The 20573-nt window shown below is 69.9% G+C and carries 20 protein-coding genes and 1 tRNA gene; 17 read left to right on the plus strand and 4 right to left on the minus strand.

Going from position 1 to position 20573, the window contains the following annotated elements; genetic code table 11:
- The 5 genes from ABZ342_RS33980 to ABZ342_RS34000 form a co-directional block, all read left to right on the plus strand.
- The coding region (locus ABZ342_RS33980) for an ABC transporter ATP-binding protein (protein WP_360481863.1) at positions 1-571 on the plus strand (571 nt) is incomplete at its 5' end.
- A gap of 103 nt (positions 572-674) precedes the next feature.
- Complete coding sequence (locus ABZ342_RS33985; RefSeq protein WP_360481996.1) at positions 675-2366, plus strand: S8 family serine peptidase; 1692 nt, start codon at positions 675-677, stop codon at positions 2364-2366.
- Positions 2367-2448: 82 nt separating this feature from the next.
- Positions 2449-3252, plus strand: a complete 804-nt coding sequence (locus ABZ342_RS33990) for a hypothetical protein (RefSeq protein ID WP_360481866.1) — start codon at positions 2449-2451, stop codon at positions 3250-3252.
- Between the two features lie 53 nt (positions 3253-3305).
- Positions 3306-4091 carry a hypothetical protein gene (locus tag ABZ342_RS33995; protein ID WP_360481869.1) on the plus strand — a complete coding sequence of 262 codons (786 nt, stop codon included), beginning with the start codon at positions 3306-3308 and terminating at the stop codon, positions 4089-4091.
- On the plus strand, positions 4088-4849 hold the full coding sequence (locus tag ABZ342_RS34000; RefSeq protein ID WP_360481872.1) for a hypothetical protein: 762 nt from the start codon (positions 4088-4090) through the stop codon (positions 4847-4849). Before ABZ342_RS33995 ends, ABZ342_RS34000 begins: the two co-directional genes overlap by 4 nt.
- Positions 4850-4864: 15 nt before the next feature.
- On the opposite strand, the gene ABZ342_RS34005 is transcribed toward ABZ342_RS34000, so the two are convergent.
- Complete coding sequence (locus ABZ342_RS34005) at positions 4865-6367, minus strand: peptidase S10 (RefSeq protein WP_360481875.1); 1503 nt, start codon at positions 6365-6367, stop codon at positions 4865-4867.
- 31 nt (positions 6368-6398) lie between these two features.
- Here ABZ342_RS34005 and ABZ342_RS34010 point away from each other — a divergent pair, with 31 nt between their 5' ends.
- From ABZ342_RS34010 to ABZ342_RS34035, 6 genes are all read left to right on the plus strand, one after another.
- Complete coding sequence (locus ABZ342_RS34010; protein ID WP_360481877.1) at positions 6399-7058, plus strand: endonuclease V; 660 nt, start codon at positions 6399-6401, stop codon at positions 7056-7058.
- On the plus strand, positions 7055-7738 hold the full coding sequence (locus ABZ342_RS34015) for a uracil-DNA glycosylase (RefSeq protein ID WP_360481880.1): 684 nt from the start codon (positions 7055-7057) through the stop codon (positions 7736-7738). Before ABZ342_RS34010 ends, ABZ342_RS34015 begins: the two co-directional genes overlap by 4 nt.
- A gap of 84 nt (positions 7739-7822) precedes the next feature.
- Positions 7823-9157, plus strand: coding sequence for an NAD(P)/FAD-dependent oxidoreductase (locus ABZ342_RS34020; protein ID WP_155540951.1), 1335 nt, complete (start codon positions 7823-7825; stop codon positions 9155-9157).
- Positions 9158-9228: 71 nt separating this feature from the next.
- On the plus strand, positions 9229-9726 hold the full coding sequence (locus tag ABZ342_RS34025; protein WP_155540952.1) for a DUF4231 domain-containing protein: 498 nt from the start codon (positions 9229-9231) through the stop codon (positions 9724-9726).
- A gap of 156 nt (positions 9727-9882) precedes the next feature.
- Positions 9883-11214 (plus strand): ricin-type beta-trefoil lectin domain protein, encoded by a 1332-nt coding sequence (locus tag ABZ342_RS34030; RefSeq protein WP_360481886.1) that lies wholly within the window; start codon positions 9883-9885, stop codon positions 11212-11214.
- Between the two features lie 88 nt (positions 11215-11302).
- A tRNA-Leu gene (locus tag ABZ342_RS34035) sits at positions 11303-11376 on the plus strand.
- Between the two features lie 251 nt (positions 11377-11627).
- Here the strand turns inward: ABZ342_RS34035 and ABZ342_RS34040 are convergent.
- A complete protein-coding gene (locus ABZ342_RS34040; RefSeq protein ID WP_360481889.1) occupies positions 11628-12689 on the minus strand; it encodes a hypothetical protein in 1062 nt (353 codons plus the stop codon).
- Between the two features lie 429 nt (positions 12690-13118).
- On the opposite strand from ABZ342_RS34040, the gene ABZ342_RS34045 reads away from it, so the two are divergent.
- Positions 13119-13316, plus strand: coding sequence for a hypothetical protein (locus ABZ342_RS34045; protein ID WP_360481892.1), 198 nt, complete (start codon positions 13119-13121; stop codon positions 13314-13316).
- A 102-nt stretch (positions 13317-13418) separates the two neighbouring features.
- On the opposite strand, the gene ABZ342_RS34050 is transcribed toward ABZ342_RS34045, so the two are convergent.
- A complete protein-coding gene (locus ABZ342_RS34050) occupies positions 13419-14627 on the minus strand; it encodes a cytochrome P450 (protein WP_360481895.1) in 1209 nt (402 codons plus the stop codon).
- A gap of 59 nt (positions 14628-14686) precedes the next feature.
- Between ABZ342_RS34050 and ABZ342_RS34055 the strand changes: the two genes are divergently transcribed.
- The 5 genes from ABZ342_RS34055 to ABZ342_RS34075 all read left to right on the plus strand — a co-directional run bounded on the left by ABZ342_RS34055 (position 14687) and on the right by ABZ342_RS34075 (position 19463).
- On the plus strand, positions 14687-15313 hold the full coding sequence (locus tag ABZ342_RS34055; protein ID WP_360481898.1) for a TetR family transcriptional regulator: 627 nt from the start codon (positions 14687-14689) through the stop codon (positions 15311-15313).
- Positions 15314-15512: 199 nt separating this feature from the next.
- Positions 15513-16658: a thioester domain-containing protein gene (locus tag ABZ342_RS34060; protein ID WP_155540959.1), complete on the plus strand. Its 1146-nt coding sequence runs from the start codon at positions 15513-15515 to the stop codon at positions 16656-16658.
- 160 nt (positions 16659-16818) lie between these two features.
- A complete protein-coding gene (locus tag ABZ342_RS34065; RefSeq protein ID WP_360481901.1) occupies positions 16819-17700 on the plus strand; it encodes an AraC family transcriptional regulator in 882 nt (293 codons plus the stop codon).
- A gap of 78 nt (positions 17701-17778) precedes the next feature.
- Positions 17779-18597, plus strand: a complete 819-nt coding sequence (locus ABZ342_RS34070) for a carbohydrate-binding protein (RefSeq protein ID WP_360481904.1) — start codon at positions 17779-17781, stop codon at positions 18595-18597.
- A 104-nt stretch (positions 18598-18701) separates the two neighbouring features.
- Positions 18702-19463 (plus strand): alpha/beta fold hydrolase, encoded by a 762-nt coding sequence (locus ABZ342_RS34075; protein ID WP_360481907.1) that lies wholly within the window; start codon positions 18702-18704, stop codon positions 19461-19463.
- Here ABZ342_RS34075 and ABZ342_RS34080 read toward each other — a convergent pair.
- A complete protein-coding gene (locus ABZ342_RS34080) occupies positions 19454-20482 on the minus strand; it encodes a glycoside hydrolase family 19 protein (protein WP_360481999.1) in 1029 nt (342 codons plus the stop codon). The genes ABZ342_RS34075 and ABZ342_RS34080 overlap by 10 nt on opposite strands.
- Positions 20483-20573: the final 91 nt, after the last annotated feature.

Here is a 20573-nt window from a genome sequence, read left to right on the forward strand (position 1 = left end):
CGTCGGGCTCAACCCCGAGCACCTCAACCGCTACCCGCACCAGTTCTCCGGCGGCCAGCGCCAGCGCATCGGCATCGCGCGGGCGCTCGCCCTGCGGCCCAAGGTGATCATCTGCGACGAGCCGGTGTCCGCATTGGACGTCTCGATCCAGGCGCAGGTGATGAACCTGCTCGGCGACCTCCAGGACGAGTTCGGGTTGTCCTACGTGTTCATCGCGCACGACCTTTCGGTGGTGCGGCACCTGTCCAACCGGGTCGCGGTGATGTACCTCGGCAAGATCGTCGAGATCGGGACGGACGAGGAGATCTACGAACGACCGTCCCACCCGTACACCCAGGCGCTGCTGTCCGCGGTGCCGGTGGCGGACCCGTCGGTCCGCGGGCAGCGGCAGGTGATCCGGCTGACCGGGGACGTGCCGAGTCCCCTGGATCCCCCGTCCGGGTGCCGGTTCCGCACGCGCTGCTGGAAGGCGCAGGACCGGTGCGCCACCGAAGTCCCGGAGCTGGTGCCGAGGACGGACGGGCATTTGTCAGCTTGTCACTTCGCGGAGCAGAAGTCGGTTGTTCCGTAACGTACGTTTGGCCGTTGTAAGCACAATGTCCGATCTATACGGTGCAGGAACCGCTTTCCCGAGGAGGAGAATCGTGAAGAGACCCAGGCTTCTCGCCGCGGCCATGGCCGTCCCGCTGTTCGGGGCGATCTCGGCCGTCGCGGTCCCGGTCGCGTCGGCGCAGCCCGCGCTGTCCGGCCCGGCCACCGAATTCACCGTGCTCGCCAAGGACACGCAGAGCATCGGCGCCGTCCAGCAGGCGATCAAGGCCGCGGGTGGCACCGTGCTGGAGACGAACACCGCCGTCGGCCTCGTCAAGGCCAGCGCACCGGCCACCGGGTTCACCGAGCGCGTCTCGGCGAACCGGGCCGTGTTCGGCGCGGCCAAGGCCCAGGTCATCGGCTCGCTGCCGAAGAACGGCAAGAAGGCCAAGAACGACAACGCCGAGAAGGAAGGCCGCGGCACGGCGTCGAAGAAGGCGGCCGCGAACAAGGCCGTCGGGATGGACCCGCTGGACGACCAGCTCTGGGGCCTCAAGTCCGTCCGCTCGGACCTCTCGCGCACCAAGCAGCCGGGCAGCAAGCAGGTCAAGGTCGGCGTCATCGACACCGGCATCGACGGCACGCACCCGGACATCGCGCCGAACTTCGACGCGGCCGACTCGCGCAACTTCACCAAGGACATCCCGTTCGACGTCAACGGCGTCGAGGTCGACGGGCCGTGCGAGTTCCGCGGCTGCGTCGACCCGGCCAACCACGACGACGGCGGCCACGGCACGCACGTCGCCGGCACCATCGCCGCCGCGGCCAACGGCTTCGGCGTCTCCGGTGTCGCACCGAACGTGACGCTGGTGAACATCCGCGCCGGCCAGGACTCGGGCTACTTCTTCCTGCAGCCGACCGTCGACGCGCTGACCTACGCCGGCGACGCCGGCATCGACGTCGTCAACATGTCGTTCTACACCGACCCGTGGCTGTACAACTGCCAGGCGAACCCGGCCGACTCGGCCGCGGAGCAGGCCGAGCAGCGCACGATCATCGAGGCGACCCAGCGGGCGCTGAACTACGCGCACCGCAAGGGCGTCACCATGGTCGTCGCGCTGGGCAACCAGCACACCGACCTCGGCGCGCCGCAGCCGGACACCACGAGCCCGGACTACCCGGCGAACGCGACGCACCCGCGTCAGGTCGACAACAGCTCCTGCCTGAGCCTGCCGGTCGAGGGCAACCACACGATCGGCGTCAGCGCGTTCGGGCCGTCGCAGGCGAAGGCGGACTACTCGAACTACGGCACCGAGCAGATCTCGGTTTCCGGGCCGGGCGGGTACTTCCGCGACGGTTTCGGCACGCCGTGGTTCCGCACGGTCGAGAACGAGATCCTGTCGACGTACCCGAAGAACGTGGGTGTCGCCGAGGGCAACATCGACGCGGCGGGCAACGTGACGCCGGAAGGGGTCGCGCTGGGCGTGCAGAAGGCGACGGCGGCCGACGGCCGGGTCGGCTACTACCAGTGGCTCCAGGGCACGTCGATGGCGACGCCGCACGCGACGGGCGTGTCGGCGCTGATCGTTTCCCAGTACGGCAAGAAGACCCACGGCGAGTTCGGCCTGGACCCGGACAAGGTCCAGCGCGTGCTCGAGGGCACGGCGTCCCAGATCGCCTGCCCGGTGCCGCGCACGGTGGACTACCTGGACGAAGGCCGCGGGCCGGAGTTCACGGCGACGTGCGTGGGTGACCCGTCGTTCAACGGCTTCTACGGCCACGGCGCCGTCGACGCCTACGCGGCGGTGACCCACGGGTCGCAGTACCTGAAGTAAAGAAAGTTTCAGGGAACGCCCCGGGAAGCCAACCTTTCCGGGGCGTTCCGCGTGTACACCGGGATCGAGGGGGGATTCCGGGGTGGATGTGCGTGAGCCGGCGTTGCCGGTGGACCCGAGGTTGCCGGGCGAACCGACGCTCGCGGAGGTGACCGTCGCGCGGATGTGGCTGGGACGGCGCGGGGTGGTGGTCTGGCTGCCGACCCGCGTGCTGGCCCTGCGCCTCGGCGCGCGCGACGGTCGGACCCGGGGGCTGCCCGTCCACGCGATCGTGCTGCCGATGCTGGGGTGGTTCGGCTGGGTGTGGCTCGAGTCGCTCGAGCTGCCGGGGAGGGTCGCCTTCCCCATCGTGCTCCACGCGGTTTACCAGGTGGTTCGCTGGCGGCAGGCGCAAGGCCGCGAGCAGGTGGCCGAGTGGTGGGCGGGTACGTCGCCGCCGGCCTTGAGCACGGCGGCGAAGCTCGTCGGCGGCTGGTACCTGGCCTCGACGGCCGTCACGTTCGTCGGCGGCGCGGCGTTGTGCGCGGCGGCGTTCACGACCGAGTCGTCGATCGCGGTCGCGGCGCACACGCTCGCGCTGGCGGCCGGTGCGGGAGCGACGGCATTGGTATTGGGCCGGGTGCTGCGCGCCCCGGTCATCGCGGAGGACGCGGCATCCCACCTGGTCGACGGGCTGCTGCGCGCGGAGGACGCGTACCGGTTCGCGTCGCCGGCGCCGTACGTGCTGGTCGTGGCGTCGCTGCCGGTGGTCGACTGGCTGGAGCCCGGCCCGCTGGAGTGGTTCGCGCTCGCCTACCTGGTCGTCGTGCTGGGGCTGCAGCTGACCGGCTGGCTGCTGGTCCGCCGCCGGTACCGGTGGCTGCCGCCGGGCTTCTACGGCCGGTAAACCCTTTCGGCACCTCGCGCGTGTAGTGCGCGACAGGGGAGGGGTGCGGCCTGATGATCGTGATGTCGGCGGAAGAGCGGGTGGCGGCCAAGTGGCTCCGCCGCCGCGGCGTCCGGGTCGCCGAGCCGACCACGGTGCTGACCGCGCGGCTGAGCGTCCGCGGCGGGAAGCCGGCGCCGGAGGCCTTCACCGTCGTCTTCCTCCTGGGCGCGGTGACGTGCTTCGGGATCTTCGGCTACCAGATGCTGCGGCTCCTGCCCGGAGTGGATCACGGAGACCTGCCGGACGGCGGGGTCTGCTCGTTGATCGCCGCGTGGGCTTTGCTGCGGACGTGGCTCCACATCCGCGCCGGCGACCGGCGGGCGGCGGTGCAGCTGGGGGACCGGCGCCTGGACCGGCCGCCCCCGCCGTGGCCGGAGGTGGTGAGCGGCTGGTACCTCACCGCCCTCCTGATCACCTTCGGCGGCGGTGCCGTCCTCGGTGTTGCGCTGGCGGCCCGGGGTTCGGTCTGGGCGCTGTTCTGGCTCGGCTTGCTCGCGCTCGGCGCGGTCGTGGACGGGGTGATCCTGACCGGCGTGCTCCGGCGGCCCGTCCTCGCCGAGGACGAAGGCTCGCTGGCGGTCGACGCCGTGACGCGGAGGGAAGACGTGCTCCTCGCCCCGCCGTCGGTCTTCGCGGTGCCGGTGGTCCCCGACCTCGTGTTGGAGGATCTGCCGGGCAGCCCGTGGTTCCTCGGTTACGTCGCGCTCGCGGTGGCCACGCACGCCGTCGCGTGGTTCGTCCAGCGGCGCCGGGCGCCCGCATTGCCCGCCGGCGGCTACTACGGGGAGACCGGATGACCGAGCACGAATCAAGCCTGCGCTGGCTGGCAAGCCGCGGCCGGCCCGTGGCGCGGCCGACCCCGTACATCGGCGCCCTGCTGGCCACGCGCAACGCCGGCACGATCCGCGTCCTGCCGTGGTTCCTGCTGTTCGGGGTCCTCGCGCTCGTCGCCGGGATCGCCCACGCCCAGCTCTTCGGCGCGACCGCCAGCCTGCCCGCGTACGCTGTGTGCTTCGTCGCCCAGCTGACGATGTGGCGGGCGGTCAGGTCCCGGCAGCGGGAGCTGGCGAAGCACACGAGCCCGTGGCCCGGCCCGCCGGCGAAGCCTCTCGACGGCTGGTTCACCGCGTCCGCCGTGCTGGCCTACGGCGGCGGCGCGGCCCTCGCGGTTTCCCTGCTCCCGGCGGCCCGCGCCGCCGGCTGGCTGACGCTGCTCGGGATGAGCGCGCTCTGCGCCGGCGCGATCCTGACCAGCTTCCTGCGGGCTCCGGTGCTCGCCGAGGACGAGGCTTCGTTCGCGGTCTACCGCGGCCTGCTGGCGGAGAACCTCCACGCGGCGTCACCGTCCTTCGCGGCGGTCCCGCCGCTCCTGGACGTCGTCACGCACCGGCTGCCGCCGGCGTACGGGCCGTGGCTGGTCGCGTACGTCGCGCTGGTCGTGGTCACGGAGCTGGTCGCGTACGTCCGGGGCCGCCGGCCACTGCCACCCGGCCACTACGGCGACCCGCTGCCGCGCGGGACCGCCGTCGACTGGTCTCCACCGGAAGCCCGGTGAAGACCAGCCGGCCGGTCAGCGGTTCGAGGCCTTCTTGACGAACTTCGCGAGGTCCTTCGCCTGCTGCACCCGGGTCGGCTCGTGGACGTACATCATGTGCCCGGCCGGGTAGTACGCCGTGTCGATGTTGTCGCGCAGCTCCTCGGGGATCTGCAGGTGGGCCAGCACGTGCTCGGCCGCGAAGTAGGCCGTCGCGCCGTCGTAGTGGCCGAACGCCACGTGAACCTGCAGGTGCGGGTTCGCGCGCATCGCCGCGCTCATCGAGTCGACCACCGACACCGAGCGGCCCTCGAAGTCCGAGTACGACCACGCCTTGAACGTGTCCTCGTGGATGAGCTCGTACGGCAGGTCGTTCTCGTACCCGAGCTCGGCCCGCACGTAGTGGTTGAACGACGCCGCGTACGCGCCGATCACGCGAGAGATCGACGGGTCGTCGCTCATGTGCTCGCGGCCGCCGTCGGGCTCCCAGGTCGTGAAGCGGCCGTCCATCCGGCCGACCGTCAGGCCGCGGTCGCGCAGCAGCTCGGTGAAGAACCGCACGTGCTCGATCCGCAGGTTCACCCGGTCCACATAGGACTCGCTGAGCCCGGTCAGCGACGCCAGCGTGGCGACCGCCTCGGCCCGGTCCTGGGTGGACAGCCGCGCGCCGCGCGAAAGCACGTACGGCAGCTCCTTCGCCGCGAAGTCCTCGGCGTCGGCGAGGACGTCGTCGAGCGGGCGCTCGCCGTGCAGGCCGTGGTAGTGCGCGATGGCCGCGTACGTCGGCACGTACAGCGAGTACGGCAGGTCGTTGCCCTCGGTGAACCGCAGCGTGCCGAGGTCGAGCACCGACGAGATCAGCAGCAGCCCGTTGAGGTACAGCCCGTGCCGCTCCTGCAGGTGCGCGGCCAGCCCGGCGGCGCGCAGCGTGCCGTACGACTCGCCGGCCAGGAACTTCGGCGACAGCCAGCGCTGGTGGCGTGACACCCACAGCCGGATGATCTCGCCGACCGACTCGATGTCGCCCTTGAAGCCGTGGAAGTCCTTGGTCTCGCCGCCGTCGGACGCGCGCGAGTAGCCGGTCGACACCGGGTCGATGAACACGAGGTCGCTGTGCGCCAGCAGCGTCTCGGGGTTGTCGGCCAGCCCGTAGGGCGGCGGCACGAGGTCGTCGACGTCACCCGAGAGCACCCGGCGCGGGCCCAGCAGGCCCATGTGGAGCCAGATGCTCGACGAGCCGGGGCCGCCGTTGAAGGCGAACGTCACCGGCCGCGTACCCGGGTCGGCGTCGTCGAGGGTGTAGGAGGTGAGGAACACCTCCGCCTTCGCCTTGTGCCCCTCCGACTTGCCGTCCTTGACGATCTCCTTGCGGAGGACGATCCGGCCCGCCTTCGCCGTGTACGCGAGCTTTTTGCGCTTCACGGTGATCGTGTGCTGGGTCGTGACGATGTCGTCGGTCGGCTCGGCCGGGATCTCCGTCGCTTCCGAGGGAGATCCAGCCTTCTTCTCGGGGGCCTCTTCGGGGGTCGTGTCCGCCATGGACCCAACCTAGTTGTGGCAGGGTGACTTGGTGCACACCGGGGACTGGCCGAAGACGGCCGAGGACGCGCTCGCCGTGCAGGAACGGCTGCGCGGCCGGGTCGACCTCGCCGACGACCTCCCGGAGCTGCCGCCCACGGTGACCGGTCTCGACGTCGCCTACGACGGCGCCGACGGGATCGCCGCGGCCGTCGTCACCCTCGAGACCACCGGGCTGACCGTGGTCGAGCAGCGGACGCACCGCGCGCGGGCCGTCTTCCCGTACGAACCGGGCCTGTTCGCCTTCCGCGAGCTGCCACCGCTGCTGGCCGCGCTCGAGCGGCTGGACCACGAGCCGGACGTCCTGGTCTGCGACGGCCACGGCCTCGCCCACCCGCGGCGCTTCGGCCTCGCGTGCCACCTCGGCGTGCTGACCGGGCTGCCCGCCTTCGGCGTCGGCAAGACGCGGTTCGTCGGCTCGCACGCCGAGCCGGGGCCGTCCCGGGGCTCGGCGGAGCCGCTGGTCGACGCCGGCGAGGAGATCGGCGCGGTGCTGCGGACCCAGGACGGCGTCAAGCCGGTGTACGTCTCGGCCGGGCACCGGATCGCCCTGGCCCACGCCTGCCGGCTGACCCTGGCGCTGACCCCGCGCTACCGGCTGCCCGAGACGACGCGGCGGGCCGACCGGCTGTCCCGGACGACGCTGCGATGAGGTCCCTGGCCGAGCTGGACGCCGCCGTGGCCGGGTGCCGCGCCTGCCCGCGGCTGGTGAGCTGGCGCGAGGGCGTCGCGGGCACCAAAGCGGCCTTCCGCGGCGAGGAGTACTGGGCGCGGCCGGTGCCGGGCTTCGGGCCGCCGGACGCGTCGATCGCCGTCGTCGGGCTCGCGCCCTCGGCGCACGGTGCCAACCGCACCGGCCGGATGTTCACCGGCGACCCTTCGGGTGACTTCCTCTTCCGCGTCCTGCACGAGGTGGGGCTCGCGTCGCAGCCGACGTCCGAGCGGATCGGGGACGGCCTCGAGCTGTACCGCACCCGGCTCGTCTCGCCCGTGCGCTGCGCGCCGCCGGAGAACAAGCCGACGCCGGCCGAGCGCGACACGTGTCGTCCGTGGCTCGCCGAGGAACTGGTGCTGTTACGTCCGACACTGCGGGCGATCGTCGTGCTCGGCGCCTTCGGGTGGCAGGCGTTACTGCCCGTGCTCGCCGAGGCCGGTTGGCCGGTGCCGCGGCCGCGTCCGGCGTTCGCGCACGGGGCCGTCGTGGAACTGGACGACCTGCGCCTTTTCGGCTGTTATCACGTGTCGCCGCGGAATGTCCAGACTCGGCTCGTGACCCACGCCATGGTGGCCGGCGTCTTCCGGGCCGCGGCCTCGGTGACTGCGCCGAACTGAATCGTTACGGAAACCGCAGCGACCCTGGTCACAGCGAGATGGGGTCCCCGAGCGAGGCGCTCCGGAAGGTGTCACCATGAGGACATGGCTGCTGCGAAGTCGAAGTCGGAACCGACTCGGATCCTCGTCCTCGGTGGTGGGTACGTCGGGCTCTACACGGCGTACGGCCTCCAGAAGATGCTCCGGGCCAACGAGGCCTCCGTGACCGTCGTTGACCCGCAGCCCCACATGACCTACGCGCCGTTCCTCCCGGAGGCCGCGGCCGGCGCGATCGAGCCCCGGCACGTCGTCGTGCCGCTGCGCCGCGTGCTCAAGCGCTGCCACGTGCTGACCGCGCGCGTCACCAAGATCGAGAACGACAAGAAGTCCGTCACGGTCGAAGCCGCCGACGGCCACATCGAGCAGCTCGGCTACGACGTCCTGGTCGTCGCGCTCGGCGCCGTCGCGCGCATCCTGCCGATCCCGGGCCTGGTCGAGCAGGGCATCGCCTTCAAGACCATCGGCGAGGCCATCTACCTGCGCAACCACATCATGACCAAGCTCGACGAGGCCGCCAGCACGCTGGACCCCGAGCTGCGCAAGCGCCTGCTGACGTTCACCGTCGTCGGCGGCGGGTTCGCCGGCATCGAAGCGCTGGCCGAGCTCGAGGACATGACCCGGTTCGCGGTCGAGAACTACTACCCGAACATCCAGCCGGCCGACGTCCGCTGGGTGCTCGTCGAGGCCGCCGGGCGCATCCTGCCCGAGGTCCGCGAGACGCTCGGCGTCTACACGGTCGAGCAGCTGGAGAAGCGCGGCATCGAGGTCTACCTGTCGACCGCGGCGAAGTCGTTCGAGAACGGCCACGTCGTGCTTTCGGACGGCACGGAGTTCGACACCGACACGCTCATCTGGACCGCCGGCGTGAAGGCCAACCCGGTGCTGGCCAACTCGGACCTGCCGCTCGACAAGCGCGGTCGCCTCGAGGCGACGGCCGCGATGCAGGTCGTCGGTCACCCGGACGTGTGGACCGCGGGCGACAACGCCGCGATCCCGGACCTCTCGCGCACCGAAGAGGACCCGACGGCCACGTGCCCGCCGAACGCGCAGCACGCGGTTCGCCAGGCGAGGCTGCTGGCGAAGAACATCATCAAGGTGATCCGCGGCGGCAAGCCGAAGGACTACTTCCACAAGAACCTCGGCGCGGTCGCGAGCCTCGGCCTGCACAAGGGCGTGGCCGACGCGCTGAACCTGAAGATCAAGGGCTTCCCGGCGTGGCTGTTCCACCGCGCGTACCACCTCAAGGCGATGCCGACGTGGAACCGCAAGATCCGCATCCTGTTCGACTGGATCCTCGGTGGGCTGTTCCGGCGTGAGGTGATCTCGCTCGGGCAGATCAACAACCCGAAGGACGAGTTCGCGCGCGTTTCGAAGTCCTGACGTTCTTTCGCGGAGAGCCCCGGTCCTGGTGACCGGGGCTCTTTTGCGTGCCCGGCCGGTATTCTCGGCCGGTGAAACCGCCGATCCAGTCCGACCCGCCGACGCCGGGACTGTCGCCGCTCGAGCTCGCCCAGGACGTCCTGGCCCGGATCGAGAAGGCCAACGAGTACGCGCGAAACCGGAAGTCCCGCTTCCGGCGCCGGGCGGTGTCGATCCGGCTGGTGGCGCTGGCGCTGTCGGCGACGTCGACGATCATCCTCGGGCTGCAGAACCTCGACGGGTGGACCGGGACGGCGTTCGCGCTCGTCGCGATCGTCACCGTGGTGAGCGCGCTGGAGCCGTTCTTCGCCTGGCGGTCGCTGTGGGTGCTGATGGAAGAGGTGCAGTCGCGGTTCTACCGGCTGCGCGACGACCTCGGCTTCTACGTCGCGTCGACGCCGCCGGAGCAGCTCGACGTCGAGGTGATCCGCGCGAAGTTCGACGACTACCAGCGCGTCTGGGATCTCGTCGGGCAGCGCTGGCTGGAGTACCGCCGCGCCGACGAGTCGTCCGGGAAAAGCGGCGGATAAGGGCTTTTTGGGGCTATTGCGGGGAAAAATCCGGCTGTGTGCCGGTGAGCGACATGGTCTGGACAACTGGGCCGGTGAGCGGGTAAACCCTTTCTTCACAACGCGGAATAAGTCCGCTCCGGCTCCTCTCCCCACGGTCCCCCTTGGAGCTTTGCCATGCCCTTTTCCCGTACCAAAGCGGCACTCGTGGCGGCGCTGCCCGTCGTCGCCGCGCTCGCACTGACACCGTCCACCGCCGCCGCGGCCACGCCCGCCTTCCCCGCCCACTACGCGGCGCCGTACCTGCAGATCAGCGACGGTGACGCCGGCCAGATGGCCGCGGACATGAACGCGACCGGCACGAAGTTCTTCACGCTGGCGTTCCTGACCCCGCAGTCCGGCTGCACGCCGGTCTGGGAGGCGAACGGCACCGGCGTCGGCTCGTTCAAGTCCCAGATCACCGCACTCCAGTCGGCGGGCGGCAACGTCATCCCGTCGTTCGGCGGCGCGGAGGGCGGCGAGCTGGCCCAGACGTGCACGAACACGTCGAGCCTGACCGCGGCGTACGCCAACGTCGTCAACACCTACGGCACGCCCCGCCTGGACTTCGACATCGAAGGCGGCGTCCTGAACGACACGGCGTCGAACCAGCGCCGCAACTCCGCGCTGGCGGCGCTGCAGCAGCAGAACGGCGCGGTCCAGGTCGACTACACGCTGGCGGTCGACCCGACGGGCATCCCGTCGAACGAGCTGGATCTCCTGCGCGACGCGAAGAACAAGGGCGTCAAGGTCAGCGTGGTCAACCTGATGGTGATGGACTTCTACGACGGCCAGCCAGTCCTGAGCGACGCCCTCTCGGCGGCGCGCGCCTCGGCGTCCCAGCTGTCGAGCCTGTACGGAATCTCGACCTCGGCGGCGTACGCGATGATGGGCCTGACCCCGATAGCGGGCCGCAACGACGACGGAGCGCAGTTCAGCCAGTCGGACGCGCAGCAGCTGGAGACGTTCGCGGCGTCGAACGGGGTGGCGGAGCTGTCATTCTGGGAGCTGCAGGACTACGACCGCGCGACGGGCTATGCGTACTCGCGCATCTTCAACGCCATCACGGGCGGCTCGACGACTCCGCCGCCTTCTTCGGGCGGAACGATCACGGGCTACGGCGGCAAGTGCGTGGACGTGGCGGGTGCTTCTACCGCCAACGGGACGACGGTCGATCTGTACACGTGCAACGGAACTGGCGCGCAGCAGTGGACGGCCACTTCGGGCACGTTGCGGGCGTTGGGCAAGTGCCTGGACGTGAACGCGGCGGGCACGGCGAACGGTTCCAAGGTCCAGCTGTACGACTGCAACGGAACGGGCGCCCAGCAGTGGACGGCCTCGGGCAGCCAGCTGGTGAACCCGGCGTCAGGCAAGTGCCTGGACGCGACGGGGCCGAGCTCAGCGGACGGAACGCCCCTGCAGATCTGGACCTGCACAGGCGCGGCGAACCAGTCGTGGACGCTGCACTGACCCGGCTGTAGTACGAGACGAGGCCGGGCCGTCGCTGGACGGTCCGGCCTCCTCGTGTCCGCCGGCGCGATCGCCTAGAGTGGGCAACGCCCTCGTAGCCCAATCGGCAGAGGCAGTCGACTTAAAATCGATTCAGTGCGGGTTCGAGTCCCGTCGAGGGCACCTCTGCGAGACTGATCGGCAGTGGTGAGCGCTTCCGAGTGCGGATGGAGTCATCCGGAGCTCTGCGACTCGGGCAGAGTACTGGCCGGTCAGAGTGGTCTTCCCGGGGTTGTGCGAGGTAGCGAGCCATCTCGTTCCGGGGTCTGAGGAAACGAATTTCAGTTTCCCGTGCTACCGCCGTCGCCGTTGCCGCCGAAGTGGAACGTCATGGAACACTCCTTTCAATCACCCTTGCCATGCGGTGGCGGGAATCAAGGCCACAAGATGGAAATACCGTAGTTTTCGCGCGGCTGACACTGCCCGGCAAAAGTGTGTTCGACGCCGCCGCCCAGAACAGGTAAGATCCGGGGATCGTCAGCCTGCGGCTGCACGCCCCGCTCGCGTTCGGTTTGCTCTGCGTACCACCAGCACATCTTGGGTAGGCAGGTATCGTCGAAACGGATCCGTATGGTCAGGCCACTGGCAGGAATCCTGCCGTCTAGCAGGACTCCTGGGGCAATGCCGTGGTGATCAACCTCGACATTGACCCAACGTCGATCTTTAGTTGTGTCCTCATCGATGGCTTCGGATGAGAAGAAGTGTTTTTCGCCACGTTGGAGCGCGCGATGGAACCTTAGCCTAGTGAGAGGAGCCTCCCCTTCGGGGGTGCCCTTCACCGGCTCGCTGCGGCAGTTCCACAGGCCAGCGACGGGCACGCTGGCGTGGTAGCCGGTCGATCCGGCCAGCGCGGTCGCGGTGTAGCCGTCCACGCCGTCCTCCTGCGCGGTTATCAGACGTTCGGTGATCCGACGGTAGACGGCTTTTCGTCTCATAAAGACTGTGGTGACGAATAAATTGAGAAAAACTGGTTGTGCGCCTCTGGATGGAGTCCGATACCCGAGCATCGAAGAATTGAACTCGTTGCCAATGCGTTCTTCTGTTGCTCGTGCGATCTCAATATACTGATGCCAATCTGTGGAATTTTGTGCCAGGTCGGACAATCGACTGTGGAGCATTGGTGCGAGTTTTTCGGCGACAGCATTCTTCCATGCTCGATGCATCGGCATGGTAGTGCTGGGTCGGGGGTTGCCGAAAACCCCGGGCAACTGCATGAGTTGATTAAATCGATCGTCAAGGCTTGACTTCCATGGTTCAGGTATCGCCGGAGGGCGGGAAAGCCGGAATGCGGCCAACAGCACGTTCCGTCGGCGTGACTCGGTCGACGACCCGACTCTGTCGATCTCGTGCACGAGCAGGCCCCACACGGCTAGGGCTCGCACTTCGGGACTTGCGCCGACCAAAGCGGCCGTTGGCGTGATCAGCGGCTCCAGCACTTCCGCAGAGGCAGTCCTCGGGTCTTCGATGGCGTGCGCGAGCAGCTTCGGGGCTCGAGAGTGTCTCCTGGTGGCAAGCCACCGCAGCGCTTGCTCGATGGGTGGCACCGACCGCGGGCGGCGGTGGATGCTGTGCGGCTCCGGCAAGATCCTCCGTTCGGCTCGAGTCGCTCGTTCGGCAATGCCACAGCAAGCGGCGGCAATGAGGTGCAACCGTCGGCGATGTCCGTGCACTGAAGTACGACCGACGGTTGCGAAAGATCAGATTCGCGCACTCGGTCTTGCGGACATGCGGACGTACCTTGAGTTGGACCGTTTTGCCAGTTGACCCTCCTCCTCGCGTACCGCCCTAGATCGGAGGACAACACCATCTTGTTACCCAGCGGAGCACTTTAACCCCATTGTCGGTCGGACGAAAGGACGTCGCCGATGAGCAAGGACATCAACACCTCGAAGTCGGCGAAGTCTTCCGGACGCGGCCGTGGTTCCAAGGATGCCTTGAACTTGGTCAAGAGCATCATGCTCGGCGTCGGCACTCTCTACCTGACGACACGGTCTGTCGTCGTGACAGTGATCGGCGCGGGGGTCGCAGTGATCTTGCTGGCCATAATCTTGGCCAGTCGCTGAGTGTCGCCGTTCGCGTTCTCGGTTACTCGGACGGGGCCAAAAGTATCGAGTGGGGAGTCGCCGATCGACCCTGGGCCGTCGGGGCCAGTGGTGCCTTCCCGGTCAGCCCTTCACGGTCACCGGGAACTTCGACGGCCCGCGCAGGTTGATGCGGCCGTTCCACTCCAGCTTGCCCGCGAAACCCAGCCCCGGGAACCGCTGCACCAGACGGCTCACCGCCACCTGGCCCTCCAACCGGGCCAACGCCGCGCCCAGGCAATGGTGCGGACCCGCTCCGAACGACACCTGGTGCCGCGCCTCCGGGCGGTCCAGTCGCAGCTCCGAAGCGTCCGGGCCGAAGAACCTCTCGTCCCGGTTCGCCGACCCCAAGCACGCCAACACGAACGTCCCCGCCGGGATCTCGCGACCCGCCACCGCGTACGGCGACGTCGTCACGCGGCGAGTTTGCTGGACCGGGGAGTCGTACCTCAAGAACTCCTCCACCGCGTTCGACGCCAGGTCCGGCCGGTCTCGCAGCAGGGCCAGCTGCGACGGGTTCCGCAGCAGCGCGTTGACGCCGTTCGCGATCAGGTTGACCGTTGTTTCGTGGCCCGCCACGTACAGCAACACCACCTGGGCCACCAGCTCGTCGCCGTCCAGGACCTGGCCGTCGTGTTCCGCCGCGATCAGGGCCGTCAGCAAGTCGTCCGCTGGGTTGCGACGCTTCCACTCGATCACCTCGCGTGTGATCGCCGTCAGCTCCGCGTCCGCCGCCATGATCGCGCGGGCCGTTTCCTCGTCGGCGACGATCTCCAGGGAGCGCACCAGGGTTCCGCTCAGCTCGCGGACGCGGGAGTGGTCCGTCGGGGGCATGCCCAGCATCTCGGAGATCACCGCGAACGGGAGCGGGAACGCCAGCTCCTCGACCAGGTCCGACTCGCCCTTCTCGGCCATGCGGTCCAGCGCCGCGTCGACGAGACCGACGATCTTCGGCTCCAGTGCCGCGATCGCGCGGCGGGTGAACACCTTCGTCACCAGCGAGCGCAGCCGCGTGTGGTCGGGCGGGTCGCGATCGAGCATCGACCGGTTGAGCGCGCCGGCGTCTTCGTCGGCGTCGAAGTACTCGAACGGCGACTCCGCCAGGTTCGTGACCTCCACGGACAGCCCGGCGCGAAGCAGCGCCGAGACGTCTTCGTAGCGCGAGACGAACCAGAAGCCCAGCGGGTGCTCCTGCGCCGGGTCACCGTCGCGCAGCTTCTTGTACTGCGCGTACGGGTTTTCGAAGAAGCCGGGCTCGAACGGGTTGAACAGCAGTTCGTCTACGTCGGTCATGGCAACCCCCACATGCGCCGTGTCGGTGACATACGCAGTGTATGTCCTATGCTTTGCGCATGTCGACCCTCAAGAGCCGGCGGGAGCAGTACTCCGAGGCCACCCGGGCCGCTCTGCTGGCGGCGGCCACGCGCCGGTTCGCCGAACACGGCTTCGCCGGTACGTCGCTGGAAGACATCGCCGGCGACATCCAGGCCACGCGCGGCGCGATCTACCACCACTTCGCCAGCAAGACGGCGTTGTTCGAGGCGGTCTTCGCGCAACTCGAGACCGAGGCGATGGAGCTGTCCGCGGCCGCGGCGGCGCGGGGGACGGATCCCTGGTCGGCGGCCTTCGCGGCGCTCGACGTCTTCCTCGACCGCTGCTGCGACCCCGGGTACGGCAAGCTCGTCTGGCGGGAAGCGCCGCTCGCGCTCGGCTGGCTGCGCTGGCAGGCGGCCGAGGAGCAGTACGCGTACGGGCTCGTCGAGCAGCTGATCAAGGCCCTGGTGGACGGCGGCGACATCGACGACCAGCCGCTCGAGACCACGACCCGCCTGGTGTTCGGCATGCTCGGCACGGCCGGGATGGCGCTGGCCGAAGCGTCCGATGTGGACAAGCCGCGGCTGAAGGCGGAGTACGCCGCCGTCATCGGGCGGATGGCCTCCGGGTTGCGTCCGGCCGTCGGCGAAGTGACCGCGCGATAAATCGTCAATTGCACTTTTTGACTGACCGATTTACACGATTCTCCAACTCTTTCGAGTTAATGGGGACACCTCGCGTAGCGCTTGTTGGGTCCGTGTAAGCTCCCGTCTCGCTTGACCGGGTGATCGCTCACCCGAATCGGTGGCCGCCTGCGGGGGTGTGCGGTTACCCCGTCGTGGTTCGGGCTCGGATAGGAGATTTATGCAGGTCAGGTCCACTCTTGTGCGTGGCGGGATCGCGGCTCTCGCCGCGGCCGCCGCGGTCATGATCGGTTCTCCGGCCGCTCTCGCCGACGATGGCGCCGCGCGCGGCCGCGTCGACGAGCACGCCGGCACGGTCGGCTACCGCCTCAACCTCGGCAAGGGCGGCGACTACATCGCCGAACTGTTCGAGATGAAGCTGTCGAACGGCAGCACGCTGAAGCTCTACTGCGTGCAGATCACCGTCGGCCTGCGCACCGACGTCGACATGGTCGAGCGCCCCTGGAACAAGTACCCCGCCGAGGGGCCGTTCACGGCCAACAGCGCGAAGATCAACTGGGTGCTGCACAACGGCTACCCGGGCACCGGCCTGGACGCGCTGGGCAAGGCGCTGAAGAAGGCCGGCGTCGAGGTCCACGACGGCGTCTCCGAGCGCGAGGCCATCGCCGCGACGCAGGCCGCCGTGTGGCACTTCAGCGACGGCGTGAACCTGGACGCCACCAAGCCGCTGGCCGAGGAGAACTCGGCCGACGCCAACGCCGACGTCGCCGCGCTCTACGCGTACTTCACCGGTGACCAGAACAAGGGCATCGGCGAGCAGCCGAAGCCGACGCTGAACATCGCCGCGGACAAGACCGAGGGCACGGCCGGTGGCAAGATCGGCCCGTACAGCGTCGCCACCAGCGGGGACGTCACCTCGCTGACCAGCCAGCTGCCCGAGGGCGTCAAGATCACCGACGCCGACGGCAAGGAGCTGAAGGGCACCGACGTCAAGGACGGCAGCAAGCTGTTCGTCGACGTCCCGGCGGGCACCACGCCGGGCAAGGGCGCCTTCACCCTCAAGGCCACCGGCGAACTGGACACCGGGCGCCTGTTCGTCGCCGACAACTACGCGAAGAAGCCGGCGCAGTCGCTGATCGTCGCCGACTCGGAGAAGACCGAGGTGACCGCGAACGCGCCCGCCAGCTGGACCGAGGCCGGCGTCCCGACCACCGCGCCGAGCACCACCCCGGCCGGCTCGAACGGCGGGGGCGGCGAGCTCGCCAACACCGGTGTCGACGCCGCGGTTCCGTTCACCGTCGGCGGCCTGCTGCTCGGTGGCGGCGCGCTGATGCTGCTGGTGAACCGGCGTCGCAGCCGCGCATAAGTACCAGTCAGTACCCGGAACGGGGCCGGTCCACTGTGGACCGGCCCCGTTTTCGTGCGCCAGGGGACCCGACCATCGGATTGCGATCATCGGGGCAAAAGCGGCGAACCCCCCGTGCATTGGTCTAGACTTTTCGCCCGGACGGCGAAGGGACGACGTCATGCGCGGTACGACCGTTCCGCCCGGGACGCCCTGCCCGCCACCGCGGGCGGGGGAGCTGCCGATGCACCGGCTGGAGGTGCCGGCCCCGCACGCGCCGCCGTTCGCCGTCGGCACGTTCGACGCGATCGGGCCGCTCTCGCGCGCCGAGTTCCCGCACCGGCACACCTTCCACGAGCTGGTGCACGTCACCGGCGGCACCGGCGCGCACGTCGTCGACCTGACGCGCCGGCCGCTGCGGCCGCCGCACCTGGGCGTCATCGCGCCGGGGCAGGTGCACCAGTGGGCCGATGCGCGCGGCCTGACCGGTCACGTCGTCCTGTTCACCGACGACTTCCTCCTCGACCACCCGGCCGACCGCGAGCTGCTGCGGCGGCTGAGCGAACAGCCCCTGCTGGAGCTGGACCCGGACGCCGACGCCGGCGTCACGCGGCTGGTCGCGGACCTCGTGGAGGAGCACCGCCACGGCGACGAGTCGGTCCTGAGGGCGCTGCTCCACGTCCTGGTCGCGCGGGCCGGACGGCTGCTGGGGACACCGCCGCCCGCACCCGCCGGAGCGGTGGCGGCGGAGTTCGCCCGGCTCGCCGGCCGCCCGGACCTCGGGCTGTGGTCGGTGTCCGCGCACGCCGCGCGCATCGGCGTCACGCCGGGCCACCTCACCGAGGCCGTGAAGGCCGCGACCGGCCGCACCGCCGCGCAGCTGCTGCGCGAGGCGCGGACGCGGGAAGCCCAGCGGTTCCTGCTCCGGACGGACCTCACCGTGCGCCAGGTCGCGACCCGCGTCGGGTTCGCCGACCCGGCCTACTTCTGCCGGTTCTTCCGCCGCGAGACCGGGCTGAGCCCGGGCGACTTCCGCCGCGGCGGGGAGAATCACCACGACTGACCGGCCCAGTCCATCGTCGCGCACCCGGTGCGCTGCCTACGTTCGAGGGGATTCCCGACGCCCCCACGAGGAGCAGGCATGGACGAGGACACCAAGCTCAGCCGCAAGACGGTGCTGCGCGCCGCGCTGGCCGCGGGCGTCGCCGCGCCGGTCGCCCTGATCGGCGGGCCGGCGCTCGCCCGCACCACCGCCGCCACCGGCGCCGCCCCCGAACTGACCCCGGCGTGCCACGACGGCGACGAGCCGACGATCGAGCAGACCGAAGGCCCCTACTTCAAGCCGAACTCGCCGGAACGGACCGACCTGGTCACGCCCGGCACCCCGGGCACGCGCCTGACGGTGTCCGGCTACGTGTTCGGGCGGGCCTGCCTGCCGGTGGGCCGCGTGCTGCTGGACTTCTGGCAGGCGGACGTCAACGGCGCGTACGACAGCGCCGGCTACGCGTTCCGCGGCCACCAGTACACCGACGCCCAGGGCGCGTTCCGCCTCTCGACGATCGTGCCCGGCCTCTACCCCGGCCGCACCCGGCACATCCACGTCAAGGTCCAGGCGCCCGGCCGGCCGATCCTGACCACCCAGCTCTACTTCCCGAACGAGCCGCGCAACAACACCGACACGATCTTCGACGCGCGGCTGCTGATGACCGTGCGGGACAACGGCTCCGCGAAGGAAGCCGCGTTCGACTTCGTGCTGAACGTCCCGCAGAACCCGACGTCCACGACGTCGGCGCCGCCCACCTCCACGCCGCCCGGGGGCACCACCTGGGCGGCGGGCACGGCCTACACGGCCGGTGCCCGGGTCACCTACGGCGGCCGGGGCTACGTGTGCTTGCAGGGGCACACCGCCCAGCCGGGCTGGGAACCCCCGGCCGTTCCCGCGCTGTGGCGGGCGGAGTGACCCCCTGAGGAGGGAGGGAACGGGCGGGCCCCGGCACGGGGCCCGCCCGGCTTCCGCACGCTAGGCGTCGACCCGGTCCGCGCGGGCCTGGGACATTCAGCGGTATGACGGACTCCGTGGGGTGGCTCCGGCGTTTCCACCCGGCGGCGCCCGGCGCGCCGCGGCTCGTGTGCTTCCCGCACGCCGGCGGCGCGGCGAGCTGCTTCCACCCGCTCTCGGCCACGCTGGCGCCCGCGGTCGACGTGCTGGCCGTGCAGTACCCGGGCCGGCAGGACCGGCACGCCGAACCGCTGGTGGACGACCTGTTCCTGCTCGCCGACCGGCTGGCGGACGTCCTCGCCGCCGAGGGCGCCGGACCGGTGGCGTTCTTCGGCCACAGCATGGGCGCCAGCCTGGCCTTCGAGGTCGCGCGGCGGCTCGGCACCGGGCTGCTGGGGTTGTTCGTGTCCGCGCGCCGCGCGCCGTCGGCGTCCCGCGTCGGGCGGGTCCACGAGCGGGGGGACGACGAGCTGCTCGCCGACGTCCGGCAGCTGGGCGGCACCGACGTCCGGGTTCTGGAGCACCCGCAGCTCGCCCGCATGGTGCTGCCGGTGCTGCGCAACGACTACAAAGCGGCGGACGCCTACCGCTACCGGCCCGGCCCCGACGTGAGCTGCCCGGTCTTCGCGCTGATCGGCGACCGCGACCCGACGGTCACCGAAGCGGAGGCGGGGCGGTGGGCGGCGCACACGTCCGGCCGCTTCGAGCTGAAGTCGTTCCCGGGTGGCCACTTCTACCTGAACGACCACCTCGGGGAGGTGAGCCGCCTGCTGGGCGAGCGGCTCACCGGTCGGGAAGGTGAGCCGCTCGCGTCAGGTCAGCAGTAGAGGTTGGCGCCGGGGTCGACGCCGAGGATGGACGTGATCTGGCGGTACTTGTCGACGCGGCTCTGGACCTGCGCCGGGTTGCCGCCGTTGCACTCGATGGAGCCGTTGATGCTGCGGATGGTCTCGCCGAAGCCACGGCCGTTGACGATCGCGTTGTGCGGGGTCATCGTGCCGGGGCCGCTCTGGGTGTTCCAGTACCAGAGGCCGGTCTTCCACGCGACGGCCGCGTTCTGCTCGACCTGCCAGGGGTTGCCGAGCAGGTCGATGCCGAGTGCGTCACCGGCGGCCTTGTAGTTGAAGTTCCAGCTGAGCTGGATCGGGCCGCGGCCGTAGTACGCGGCCTGGCCGGCGGGGCAGCCGTAGGGCTGGCCGTAGTCGCAGTAGTGCGGGTAGTTCGCCGTGTTCTGCTCGACGATGTAGACCAGCCCGCCGGTTTCGTGGTTGACGTTGGCGAGGAATGCCGCGGCTTCCTGCTTCTTGACCGTGTCGCTGCCCGTGTTGGCGAAGCCGGGGTAGGCGGAAAGGGCCGCGGTCAGGCCGCTGTAGGTGTAGAAGCCGTTGCGGCCGGGGAAGATCTGGTTGAACTGCGCCTCGCTGACGACGAACGAGCCGGGGTTGCCCGGGTTGCCCGGGTCGGTGCCGCCGCCGCAGGAGTAGGGCTCCCAGTACCAGGTGCTGATGATGGGGTCGTAGCCCGGGTTCGCGTTCTTGGCGCGGTAGTAGCCGCCGTTGGTGTACCTGACGACCGCGCCGACGTCGTACCACTGGCCGGCCACCCAGTTCGGGGCGTTGCAGGTGGTTCCGCCGCCGCCGCCGTCGCAGCTGTAGGGCTCCCAGTACCAGGTGCTGATGATCGGGTCGTAGCCCGGGTTGGCGTTCTTGGCGCGGTAGTAGCTGCCGTTGGTGTACTTGACGACCGCGCCCACGTCGTACCACTGGCCCGCGACCCAGTTGGGCCCGCTGCAGGCGGCGGCGGCCGCCTGCGGGACCTGACCGGTGGCGGCGGGCACGCCGAGCACGAGTGCGGCGGCGGCGGCGAATGCTGACAGGACCGCGACAAAACGTCTTCTCAAGACTGGCTCACTCCTTCGGCCACGACGGAGTCCGGAC

The sequence above is a fragment of the Amycolatopsis sp. NPDC005961 genome, assembly GCF_040629235.1.
GTDB classification, from domain to species: Bacteria; Actinomycetota; Actinomycetes; order Mycobacteriales; family Pseudonocardiaceae; genus Amycolatopsis; species Amycolatopsis camponoti.